Source organism: Methylophaga sp. UBA4204, from assembly GCF_002379485.1.
Classification (GTDB): Bacteria; Pseudomonadota; Gammaproteobacteria; order Nitrosococcales; family Methylophagaceae; genus Methylophaga.
Map to the genome: position 1 here is coordinate 15,796 of NZ_DFTU01000109.1, position 11,694 is coordinate 27,489.

Below are 11,694 nucleotides of genomic sequence, written 5' to 3' on the forward strand. Positions count from 1 at the left end.
GCAGCAAACAGCCAGACAGGCTCTAACGGGTGGTCCTTTTAAAGACTTTTTAATGGCCCTGAATAAAATTCAAACTGAATATCCAGAAAACAGTTCGCCGATTCGTACTGCATTAGTCACCGCACGTTCTGCTCCGGCTCATGAACGGGTCATCCGTACCTTGAGAGAATGGGGCATTCGTATTGATGAAGCCATTTTTCTGGGTGGGATGGAAAAAGGGCCTTTCCTTAAATCGTTTGGTGCTGATATCTTTTTTGATGATCAGGAACGACATTGCATATCTGCAAAAGATCACGTGGCAACAGGCCATGTTCCGCATGGCATTGCCAATCAGCTTATATTGAAAGATAACAACGAATGACACCAATTCCTGTTGCCGCACAACGGTTTATCCATCAGCTGACCAATAAACACATGCCGGTATTTCCAAATACCATGTTGGAGATTAACCAGATTCTCGAGCAGGAAGATAGCGCGGCAGTTGATGTTGCGCAGGTCATTCTTCGTGATGCAGCATTAACCAGTCGTTTGCTGAAAATGGCCAATAGTGTTTACTACAATCCTCAGGGTCACCATATTAATACTGTATCGCGGGCATTGATGTTGTTGGGGTTTGAACAAGTCAAAGTGCTCGCGCTGACACTGGTGTTGATTGACTCTCTAAAGGCCACCAAACGCCACGACAAAGTACTTAAGGAAATGGCTGTTTCCCTGCATGCCGCTGTTCAGGCACAAAATATGGCAATCCTCTGTCATTCCGAAACGCCTGAGGATATTTTTATCGCTGCATTGTTATCACGTTTAGGACATTTAACTTTTTGGGCGTTTGCTGATGACAAAACCGTAACCGCGTTTGAAAACCAGGATTGCAGTGTTGCTGCCGAGAGTGACGTGTTGGGTTTTACGCTTCAGCAACTTACTCAGGGCCTGGCAGAAGCCTGGTCGTTAAATGATTTATTAATCGATAGTTTTCGGCCGAATGTGAAATCCGAATCCGTTCTAATCATTAGATATGCTGGACAGTTGGCGATTGAAACCAGTAAAGGTTGGAATGCGGACAAACTTAACCCATGGTTTGAGAAAGTTGTCTCGTTGACACATCAAAAACTGGAAACCTTGAAACCCTCTGTATATGACAGTGCATTGTCGGCACAAAAGTTACTTAACCTCACCGGTAGTGAGCGTGTGAGAGGTTTGATACCACTTCCTCCAGAATTAAAAGCTGAAGGAGAGCAGCAGGATTTTGTGAGTGATTTTGAAGAAACCTCAGATTATCCGGCACCCGACCAATCTATGCAGCTACGCATTCTGCAAGACATTTCACAAGCTATCCAGGAGCATTGTGGTATCAATCTGATACTGGAAATGGTGATGGAGGGTATTTATCGCGGCGCGGGAATGGATAGAGTGATTTTTGCCGTATTATCCGCAGATAAAAAGCAACTGAATTGTCGTTATGTACTTGGTAATCAAAACGAACAGTTTTGCGAGTTGTTTCAGGTATCAATGGAGAGCAATGCTCAAACCCTTTTTAAAGATTTACTCGCTGCTGAAGATGCCGTATTGATCGACGACTCACAACCTGCGCTGTTAAAAAAACTGCACAGGGAAAGTAATCAACTAATGGCGGGCAAACCGATGCTGGCTATGCCGTTAAAAAAATCCAACAAACCGGTGGGGTTATTTCTGGCTGATAGACATGCTTCTGAGCGGGGATTAAATCGTCAGGATCTGATCGCTTTTCGTCAATTTTGCCAGCAGGCATCATTGGCATTCACCTTTTTGACAATACAAGGCTAGTTTTGGTTAGTTTATCTGGCTATAATGGCCGACTTGATTTGATATGAATGCATATTAATAACGATTTGCGAGAGTGGCGGAATTGGTAGACGCGCTGGATTTAGGTTCCAGTAGGGTAACCTGTGAGAGTTCGAGTCTCTCCTCTCGTACCATTTACAATTGTCGGCGCATAGACGCCAGCAATGCGCTTAATCCCCGTGTTTGAGGTTTAAAGAATGCAAGTAACTGTAGAAAATGTCAGCGAACTCGGTCGTAAAATGACCATCACCGTGGAAGATGCAAATATTGAACAGGCTGTTGAAAAACGCTTGGTTTCTATCCGCCCGACTGTTCGAATGGCTGGTTTCCGTCCCGGTAAAGTTCCGATGAAGATGCTGGTTAAAACGCATGGTCCCTCAGCACGCCGTGATGTGATTGATCAGATTGTTCAAGACAGCATGCGCGAAGCGTTCACTCAAGAAAATGTTAATCCTGCAAGCCCTCCTCATATCGATAGCATGAAAGAAGAAGATTCAACATTAATATATACGTTGAATTATGAGATCTTTCCGGAAATCGATGCAGTAAAGGTAGACGATATCAAGCTGGAAAAAACCGTTGCAGAAGTCAGTGACGAAGATGTCGACAAAATGCTTGAAACCTTGCGTGAGCAACGCATGACATGGGAACCATTAAAACGTGCCGCTAAAGAAGAAGATGGTGTCACCATCGATTTCGTCGGCAGTATTGATGGCGAAGAATTTCAGGGCGGTAAAGGTCAGGATGTTCTCGTTGTCATTGGTAATAACAGTATGCTGCCTGAATTTGAACAGCAACTGGTTGGCGTCAAACCCAACCAGGAACTGACTATTTCAATGACCTTCCCGGAAGATTATCGCGCTGAGCACCTGCGAGGTAAAAAAGCCGATTTTGCTGTCACTGTTAAACAGGTGGCCAAAAAGAAATTGCCAAAACTGGACAAAGAGTTTGCTGAAATGTGTGGCGTTGAAGGTGGCTTAGCCGCTTTGAAAAAAGAAGTCCGTTCAAATATGGAACGTGAACTTGCAGCGGCACTTAAAAATGTGAACAAGCGCAAAGCAATGGATAGTGTTGCAGCCAATAATGAAATTGCTTTACCTGAAGCACCGGTTGAGCGTGAAGCTAATTACTTGATGGAACAGGCTAAGAATAACCTGCGCAATCAAGGTGTTAACGTTGAAGGCTTACCTTTTGAATTAAGTAATTTCAAGGAAAATGCAGAAAAACGTGTCAAACTGAGTCTGCTTATCGGTAAGATTATTTCTGATAACAACATTCAACCTGAAGAAAAACGGGTTCGTGAAGCCATTGAAGCTATTGCTGCCAGTTATGAAGATCCTGAAGACGTTATGAACTATTACATGACCAATCAGGATAAATTATCTGAAATCCAAATGATGGTTGTCGAAGATACTGTTGTTGAATGGATCTACGATAATGTTAAAGTTGAAGAAAAAGCATCTTCATTTTCTGAAGTGATGAATGCTGTAGCCTAAAGGCACTAGCAAGTTTTTTTACAAAGACAGCCCGTGCTCAAACTTTTGGGCACGGGTTATTTTTTATTTGGCATTAAAACAGGACCGCTATGAGCACTAAATTTTCTGAGCAACTCAATCCAGTTCAAAATGCATTGGTTCCAATCGTAGTTGAACAAACTTCACGTGGTGAACGTTCTTACGATATCTATTCCCGTCTGCTAAAAGAACGTATTATCTTTTTAGTGGGTCAGGTTGAAGACCATATGGCGAACTTGATTGTCGCCCAGATGTTGTTTCTTGAATCTGAAAATCCGGACAAAGATATTCATCTTTATATCAATTCGCCGGGTGGTGCTGTGACCGCCGGTCTGGCAATCTATGACACAATGCAATTTATCAAACCCCAAGTCAGCACTTTGTGTATTGGTCAGGCCGCCAGCATGGGCGCATTATTGCTCACTGCGGGTGCTAAGGGAAAACGTTTTGCCTTGCCAAACTCACGCATTATGGTGCATCAACCTTTAGGCGGATTTCAGGGGCAGGCATCGGATATCGATATTCATGCAAAAGAAATTTTAAGCATTCGTGATCGATTAAATGGAATTATGGCCCATCACACTGGTCAGGATATTAAGAAAATTGAACGTGATACTGACCGTGATAATTTCATGAATGGTGAACAAGCAGCAGAATATGGTTTAATTGATTCTGTTATGAAAAGCCGACCTGAAGAAAAGTCTTGAGCAATCACAAACGTTAGGAAAGTAGTGCGATGAGCGATGACAAAAAAAACGACGACAAATTACTTTACTGTTCATTCTGCGGTAAAAGCCAACATGAAGTTAAAAAACTGATCGCTGGACCTTCAGTATTTGTCTGCGATGAATGCGTTGAACTTTGCAATGATATTATTCGTGAAGAGCTACAAGAAAAAACCGATGAGGCCGCTGATTCGAGATTGCCATCACCCCATGAGATTGATTCAGCGCTAAACAATTACGTTATCGGTCAGGCAAAAGCTAAACGAGTGTTATCGGTAGCGGTATACAACCATTACAAACGACTTCGTCACGGCAACAAAAACGATGATGTTGAGTTATCCAAAAGTAATATCCTGCTAATTGGACCTACAGGTAGTGGTAAAACGCTTCTTGCTGAAACCCTGGCAAGACAGCTTAATGTTCCATTCACTATGGCTGATGCCACTACATTAACCGAGGCCGGTTATGTGGGTGAAGACGTTGAGAACATCATTCAAAAGCTGCTGCAGAAATGTGAATACGATGTCGAAAAGGCTGAAACAGGTATTGTCTACATCGACGAAATCGACAAGATTTCTAAAAAGTCTGATAACCCTTCCATTACACGTGATGTGTCAGGTGAGGGTGTCCAGCAGGCTTTATTGAAGTTGATTGAAGGCACCATCGCTTCTGTACCACCTCAAGGTGGCAGAAAACATCCACAACAGGAGTTTTTGCAGGTTGACACCAGCAAGATCCTGTTTATCTGTGGCGGTGCATTTGCCGGATTGGATAAAGTTATCCGTAACCGTACCCATAAAGGTGGCATTGGCTTTTCTGCTGATGTTAAGAGTGTCGATTCCAACTCACCAACAAGTGAAGCATTACGTGGCGTTGAGCCAGAAGATTTAATCCAATATGGTTTGATTCCTGAATTTGTAGGTCGTTTGCCGGTAGTTGCAACGCTTGAAGAGCTTGATGAGGCTGCTTTGGTGCAGATTTTAACTGAGCCGAAAAATGCGCTGACCAAGCAATATGAAAAACTGTTTGAACTGGAAAACTGTGAGCTGGAATTCAGAGCGGATGCGCTAAGAGCCATTGCCCGCAAAGCAATGGAGCGTAAAACAGGTGCTCGCGGTTTGCGTTCCATTATTGAAAACGTCCTGTTGGACACCATGTTTGACCTGCCGTCTTTGGATAATGTGACCAAAGTGGTTGTTGATGAGAGTGTTATCAACGGTGAAAACACGCCTATTTTGATTTACGAAGATCATCCTGCTGATCTCGCTTCAGGTGATAAATAATTTCCCACCTGTTGGATCTTTAAATTTTTGGCTGATATCGACGCGTCCGGTTTCTCCGGACGCTTGATTTCTTGATGCCTGTCCCCATATTGTTTTCACGAACACAATTACTGTGTCAGTTGACTCCCTTAAGAGGTCCGCATTGATGGAAAAAGAATTTGAAACTACATTAACTGATGGCAATGCACTGCAAAAAGTGCCTGTGCTGCCTCTTCGTGATGTTGTTGTATATCCTCACATGGTTATTCCTTTGTTTGTTGGACGTGAAAAATCCATCAAAGCACTTGAACATGCTACCGATGAAAACAAGCAAATCCTGCTGGTCGCTCAAAAAGATTCCGGTGAAGATTCACCTGCGCCCGAAAATCTTTATGAAACCGGAACGCTTGCCAATATTCTGCAATTGTTAAAATTACCTGATGGTACCGTGAAGGTATTGGTTGAGGGAACGCAACGTGCCAAAGTTGCTTTGTATGATAATAGCAACGCATTTTGCGAGGCAGAAGTTGCCAGTTTTATCGATGAACATCCTGATCAGCGTGAGGCTGACGTTTTAATGCGCACGTTGCTCAGTCAATTTGAGCAGTACGTCAAACTCAACAAAAAAATTCCACCTGAAGTTATTGCTTCTTTATCGAGCATTGAAGACCTCGCGCGCATGGCGGATACCGTTGCTGCGCATATGACGTTAAAACTTGAAGATAAGCAGCTGTTATTGGAAATGGCGGATGTAAAAGACCGCATTGAAAAATTAATGGCTTTTCTGGAATCGGAAATCGATATTCAGCAGATTGAAAAACGCATTCGTAATCGCGTCAAAAAACAGATGGAAAAAAGTCAGCGCGAATATTATCTGAACGAGCAGCTTAAAGCCGTGCAGAAAGAGCTTGGCGAGTTGGATGACACTGGTAATGAAGTCGAAGAATTAGCGGAAAAAATTGCCAATGCGGGCATGAGCCCTGAAGCACGTGACAAAGCTGAATCTGAGCTGAAAAAATTAAAAATGATGTCGCCGATGTCTGCTGAAGCCACAGTGGTTCGCAACTATATCGAATATCTACTCGAAGTGCCGTGGAAAAAACGTTCACGTGTCACTCTGGATCTGGATCACGCTCAGAAAGTGCTGGATGAAGATCATTATGGTCTGGAAAAAGTTAAAGAACGCATTATTGAATATCTCGCTGTCCAGAAACGGGTAAAAAAACTGAAAGGCCCGATTCTTTGTTTGGTTGGACCGCCTGGTGTTGGTAAAACATCGATTGCTCAATCAATTGCGCGTGCGACTAATCGTAAATTTAGCCGAATGGCGCTGGGTGGGGTACGTGATGAAGCTGAAATCCGTGGTCATCGTCGTACATACATTGGTTCAATGCCGGGTAAAGTGATTCAGAATATCTCCAAAACCGGTGTGCGGAACCCATTGTTTTTGCTAGATGAAATAGACAAGATGGCTCAGGATTTCCGAGGCGACCCCGCTTCGGCATTGCTGGAAGTCCTTGATCCTGAACAGAATTCAACATTTGCCGATCATTACCTGGAAGTTGAATATGATTTGTCTGATGTGATGTTTGTTTGTACTGCAAATACACTTAATATTCCGGATGCATTGCGTGACCGGATGGAAATCATTCGACTGGCGGGTTACACCGAAGATGAAAAACTGAATATTGCCTTACAGTACCTGCTTCCAAAAGCTATTAAAGACAATGGTTTAAAGGCCGGAGAAATTGAGATTACCGAAGCTGCAGTGATGGAAATCATTCGCCGTTATACACGCGAAGCGGGTGTTCGTAATCTGCAACGCGAAATCTCGAAAATCTGTCGCAAACTGGTTAAACAGATTCTTCGTGAATCACCTAAAGAGACAGTGGTTGTAACAGCGGATAACCTGGAAGATTATCTTGGTGTTTACCACTATCAATATGGTGTTGCCGAGGAAGATGATCGCATCGGTCAGGTCACTGGTCTGGCCTGGACTGAAGTCGGTGGCGAATTACTGACTATTGAATCTGCGGTGATGCCAGGTAAAGGTAAAGCGAGTTATACCGGTAAACTGGGTGATGTGATGCAGGAATCTATTCAGGCAGCAACCACTGTTGTTCGTTCAAGAGCAGTAGAGTGGGGTATTGCTGAGGATTATCTTCAAAGTCACGATTTGCATATCCATGTTCCTGAAGGTGCTACACCAAAAGATGGTCCTAGCGCGGGTATCGGTATGTGTACGGCGCTGGTATCTGCGATTACCGGAATTCCGGTTAAATCCAATGTGGCGATGACTGGTGAAATCACGTTGCGTGGTGAGGTCCTGGCAATCGGTGGTTTGAAAGAAAAATTGCTTGCTGCACATCGCGGTGGAATTGATACGGTTTTAATTCCCAAAGATAACGTCAAAGACTTACGGGAAATTCCAGATAATGTAAAATCCGGTTTGGAAATTATTCCGGTACGCTGGATTAATGAAGTTCTGGAAAAAGCCTTGCAACATATGCCAACAAAAGTGTTACCGACTCCGGATACTGCAACTGTTCTGCCGCCAGAACAGGCCAGTTTTCACGAAGTTAATACACAAAACCGGCACTAATCTGATAAAAGCGAGTAGCGGAGATTTATGATGACCCAAAAACAACAACAGCGTTTAATCGGGACGCTATTGCTTGTCTTTTTCATCGCCGTGCTCGCTTATATCGTTTTATCCAAAGTTAGTCAGACAGAATCCGGCAGACAGGAAGTCGAAGAAGAACCCATTCAGTTTTCATCGGTGATTGAGCCTTTACAGGAAAAGGTAGATGATGACTCAGAGTTGGAAACAGCTATGTCTTCCTCCGAAGCTTTTGTCGATATTGATCCTAAAGTTAAAGACAATACTGCTCCGCAGCTACCTGACGCTTTTGTGTCAGAACCTGTCACACCTGAAACTGTAGCACCAGCTCCTGTAACACCTGAACCTGAAACTGTAGCACCAGCTCCGGTACCTGAGGCTCCCAAACCTGCTCCCGCGCCAAAAGCTCCCGAACCTGAACCGGTAGTAGAAGCTCCAGCTCCCAAGATAAGTCAACCCGAGCCTAAAACAGAATCGACTCCTGCTCCGGCAGAAGCAAATTCGCGCTGGATTCTTCAGTTAGGCAGTTTTTCAATGGAAGCGAATGCAATCAGTCGGAAAAAGCAGTTGGAAGAGCTGGGTTATAAACCTACGATTGAGCAAACCCGTTCAGGTGGAAACGTTATTTATCGAGTGAGATTGCAACCGAGTGCAGATCGATCTGCTCTGGAAAAAACTGCTGAGTCAATACGTAACCAATTGAATATAAATACCCAGGTTTTCCCATATCAGTAATGCATCACAAACAACTCAATTAACTAGTTATTTAAAGTAAATATATTGGGTTCGTTTGTGCAATTCTGATAAAATTCTCCTTTTAACACGCTCGCTCGACGCGGAGTCATAATGAACTGGGTAGATTATTTAATAATCGGCATTATTTTGATTTCGTCGGGCATCAGTATCGTTCGCGGTTTTATAAAAGAAGTACTTTCGTTAATTAGCTGGATAGTGGCGATTTGGGTTGCATTCATGTTTTTTGCAAACTTCGCCAGTTTGTTAACGCCCTATATTGATACAGCTACACTACGTCTATTTATTGCATTCTTTGTCTTATTTGTTGTCACATTAATACTCGGGGCACTGGTTAATCATTTGATTTCACAATTGGTTGAAAAAACAGGTCTCAGCGGCACTGACCGTGCTCTGGGAGTGATTTTTGGTATTCTTAGAGGTGCAGCAATTGTCACTATATTAGTGTTGGCTGCCGGAGTAACACCCATGCCATCTGACAGTTGGTGGCAAAATTCTTTATTGTTACAACACTTTGAAGATCTGGCGATTTGGGTCAAACAGTTTTTACCAGCTGATGTCGCCGAACACGTTAACTTCAACTAATCCTGACAGGGTCTTAATATATGTGTGGAATTATCGGAATCGTAGGTCATTCAGAAGTCAACCAGGCACTTTATGACGGACTGACCGTTCAACAACATCGTGGTCAGGATGCCGCGGGAATCATGACGTGTGACCAGAACGGACGGTTTTATCTTCGCAAAGATAATGGACTGGTAAAAGATGTTTTTCATACCCGTCATATGATTCGTCTGAAAGGTTCAATGGGCATTGGCCATATACGCTATCCTACCGCGGGGTGTTCCAACTCAGCTGAATCCCAGCCATTTTATGTCAACTCGCCTTTCGGTATTGCACTGGCCCACAATGGTAACCTGACCAACACACAGCTGTTATCAGATCAATTGTTTAAAAGTGATCGTCGTCACCTTAATACCGGTTCAGATTCCGAAGTGTTATTAAATGTACTTGCTCACGAATTGCAGACTTCCGGAAAGCTCAAACCACAACCCGAAGATATTTTCAAAGCGGTTTCAGAAGTACATAAACGTTGTAAAGGTGCATATGCTGCAGTAGCGATGATTGCTGGCGTGGGTATGTTGGCTTTCCGTGATCCCTATGGTATCCGTCCTGCCGTTATTGGCAAGCGCGACTCAGAGCAGGGTACCGAGTAGGTTGTGGCTTCTGAAAGTGTCGTGATGGACACGCTGGATTTCGAATTTATGCGTGATGTCCAGCCGGGAGAATGTATCTTTATTGACATGGAAGGCAGTTTCCACAGCCAGCAATGTGCAGAGAACCCTGTTAAATCACCCTGTATCTTTGAATACGTTTATTTTGCCCGTCCTGATTCAATGATGGACGGTATCTCTGTTCACAAAAGCCGTATGCGAATGGGCACTAAACTGGCAGAGAAAATCAAGCGCGAATTTCCTGATCATGACATTGATGTGGTCATTCCAATTCCCGATACCAGTCGCAGCGCTGCATTACAACTTTCATATGATTTAGGTGTGGTTTACCGCGAAGGCTTTATTAAAAACAGATATATCGGCCGGACGTTCATTATGCCCGGACAACAGCAACGTAAAAAATCAGTGAGACAAAAGCTCAATGCTATTGACCTGGAGTTTCGTGATAAAAATGTGTTGCTGGTCGATGATTCAATCGTCCGTGGTACAACTTCCCAGCAAATCGTGCAAATGGCTCGAGATGCTGGCGCGAAAAAAGTCTATCTTGCTTCCGCCGCACCACCAGTTCGTTTCCCTAATGTGTATGGTATTGATATGCCTTCACCCTCTGAATTTGTTGCGCATAATCGCAATGTTAAGCAAATTGCAGAAGAGCTGGGTGTAGACTGGTTGATTTATCAGGATTTAAACGATCTGGTTGAAGCCATTAACAAGAAAAGTGATGTTAAACGCTTTGATACGTCCTGTTTCGATGGTGATTACATTACCGGCGATATTGATGAAACCTATTTGTATTACATTGATGCGCTGCGTAATGACATGTCCAAACAGACTGAAGAAGAAGGTAACGTTACTATTGAGCTACATAATGACGTTTAAATTGCACAGTCATCGTACTAATTTCAAACGTTTGATTCCTGCTGAAATCAGCAGGAATCAACAGCTTTTTGCTGTTTGATACCAATTCTTATATAATCCCGTCGATTATGCATCAGCAATTGCCAAAAGAGATTGATCCGTTTCGTTTTGCTCACAGCGGTTTACAGATAGCGGGGGAAATCCCGGTCAGTAAAATGTCGCGGTTGAGCGAAATGTTGCACGACAATTCAGGAACAGTGTCGGTCGATATGCAGTTTGATATTGATACAACCGGCACGCCCTATATGCGTGGACAGTTTGCTGTAACGGTTAATCTGTTATGTGAACGTTGTATGGAGCCGATGGCTCATTCAATGAACATTACAACGATATTGGCACTGGTTCGGCACGAAGGGAAAATTGAAGGTCTTGCCGAACAATACGAGCCATGGATCTTGAATGATGCAAAACAAGTTGATCCGGCACAGATTGTGGAAGATGAGTTAATACTTGCCTTACCAATAGTGCCAAAACATGATTATCCATGTTTGCCAGAAGAATTATGGCAAGCAGGAGATGAAGAAATTGAGCCTGAAAAACCAGTCTCACCGTTTGCCGTTTTATCTTCGTTGAAATCGAAGAAATAATTTATTTGTCGTTTTGGGTTTAGGAGTTTAAGCCATGGCTGTTCAAAAGAGTAAAAAGAGTCCTTCACGTCGCGGTATGCGTCGTTCACATGATGCATTAACCGAGTCAACATTAGCAGTTGATTCGACTTCAGGTGAATTACACCGTCGTCATCATGTTACTGCTGACGGTTACTATCGTGGCCGTAAAGTCATTGCTGATAAGAGTGAATAAGGCTTAACAGAAATTGACTTTAACAATTTCGATTGATGCTATGGGCGG

10 protein-coding genes, 1 tRNA gene and 1 pseudogene are annotated in these 11,694 nt (G+C 43.4%); all 12 read left to right on the forward strand.

Features of this window, described 5'->3' with window-relative positions:
• The coding region (locus B3182_RS15975; RefSeq protein ID WP_292753504.1) for a 5'-nucleotidase at window positions 1–361 on the forward strand (361 nt) is incomplete at its 5' end.
• Window positions 358–1,800, forward strand: coding sequence for an HDOD domain-containing protein (locus B3182_RS15980; protein WP_292357206.1), 1,443 nt, complete (start codon window positions 358–360; stop codon window positions 1,798–1,800). The genes B3182_RS15975 and B3182_RS15980, both read left to right, overlap by 4 nt.
• Window positions 1,801–1,867: 67 nt before the next feature.
• Window positions 1,868–1,952 (forward strand) — tRNA-Leu (locus tag B3182_RS15985).
• Between the two features lie 63 nt (window positions 1,953–2,015).
• The gene (tig, locus tag B3182_RS15990; RefSeq protein WP_292357204.1) at window positions 2,016–3,314 is read left to right on the forward strand and encodes a trigger factor; all 1,299 of its coding nucleotides are present in this window, start codon (window positions 2,016–2,018) and stop codon (window positions 3,312–3,314) included.
• An 89-nt stretch (window positions 3,315–3,403) separates the two neighbouring features.
• The gene (clpP, locus tag B3182_RS15995) at window positions 3,404–4,039 is read left to right on the forward strand and encodes an ATP-dependent Clp endopeptidase proteolytic subunit ClpP (protein WP_292357202.1); all 636 of its coding nucleotides are present in this window, start codon (window positions 3,404–3,406) and stop codon (window positions 4,037–4,039) included.
• A gap of 29 nt (window positions 4,040–4,068) precedes the next feature.
• Window positions 4,069–5,340 (forward strand): ATP-dependent Clp protease ATP-binding subunit ClpX, encoded by a 1,272-nt coding sequence (clpX, locus tag B3182_RS16000; RefSeq protein WP_292357200.1) that lies wholly within the window; start codon window positions 4,069–4,071, stop codon window positions 5,338–5,340.
• Between the two features lie 145 nt (window positions 5,341–5,485).
• Window positions 5,486–7,921 carry an endopeptidase La gene (gene lon / locus B3182_RS16005; RefSeq protein ID WP_292357199.1) on the forward strand — a complete coding sequence of 812 codons (2,436 nt, stop codon included), beginning with the start codon at window positions 5,486–5,488 and terminating at the stop codon, window positions 7,919–7,921.
• A 27-nt stretch (window positions 7,922–7,948) separates the two neighbouring features.
• A complete protein-coding gene (locus tag B3182_RS16010) occupies window positions 7,949–8,674 on the forward strand; it encodes an SPOR domain-containing protein (RefSeq protein WP_292399016.1) in 726 nt (241 codons plus the stop codon).
• Window positions 8,675–8,785: 111 nt separating this feature from the next.
• Window positions 8,786–9,277 carry a CvpA family protein gene (locus tag B3182_RS16015; RefSeq protein WP_292357195.1) on the forward strand — a complete coding sequence of 164 codons (492 nt, stop codon included), beginning with the start codon at window positions 8,786–8,788 and terminating at the stop codon, window positions 9,275–9,277.
• A gap of 20 nt (window positions 9,278–9,297) precedes the next feature.
• Window positions 9,298–10,806: pseudogene (purF, locus tag B3182_RS16020) on the forward strand (amidophosphoribosyltransferase).
• Window positions 10,807–10,874: 68 nt separating this feature from the next.
• A complete protein-coding gene (locus tag B3182_RS16025; protein WP_292399013.1) occupies window positions 10,875–11,432 on the forward strand; it encodes a YceD family protein in 558 nt (185 codons plus the stop codon).
• A gap of 34 nt (window positions 11,433–11,466) precedes the next feature.
• Window positions 11,467–11,646: a 50S ribosomal protein L32 gene (gene rpmF / locus B3182_RS16030; RefSeq protein WP_014707203.1), complete on the forward strand. Its 180-nt coding sequence runs from the start codon at window positions 11,467–11,469 to the stop codon at window positions 11,644–11,646.
• The last annotated feature ends 48 nt before the right edge of the window (window positions 11,647–11,694 follow it).

Bases quoted from the DNA above. Each gene is read 5' to 3' on its own strand.
- B3182_RS15980 (WP_292357206.1), top strand. From the start codon at position 358: ATGACACCAATTCCTGTTGCCGCACAACGGTTTATCCATCAGCTGACC.
- tig (WP_292357204.1), top strand. From the start codon at position 2,016: ATGCAAGTAACTGTAGAAAATGTCAGCGAACTCGGTCGTAAAATGACC.
- clpP (WP_292357202.1), top strand. From the start codon at position 3,404: ATGAGCACTAAATTTTCTGAGCAACTCAATCCAGTTCAAAATGCATTG.
- clpX (WP_292357200.1), top strand. From the start codon at position 4,069: ATGAGCGATGACAAAAAAAACGACGACAAATTACTTTACTGTTCATTC.
- lon (WP_292357199.1), top strand. From the start codon at position 5,486: ATGGAAAAAGAATTTGAAACTACATTAACTGATGGCAATGCACTGCAA.
- B3182_RS16010 (WP_292399016.1), top strand. From the start codon at position 7,949: ATGATGACCCAAAAACAACAACAGCGTTTAATCGGGACGCTATTGCTT.
- B3182_RS16015 (WP_292357195.1), top strand. From the start codon at position 8,786: ATGAACTGGGTAGATTATTTAATAATCGGCATTATTTTGATTTCGTCG.
- rpmF (WP_014707203.1), top strand. From the start codon at position 11,467: ATGGCTGTTCAAAAGAGTAAAAAGAGTCCTTCACGTCGCGGTATGCGT.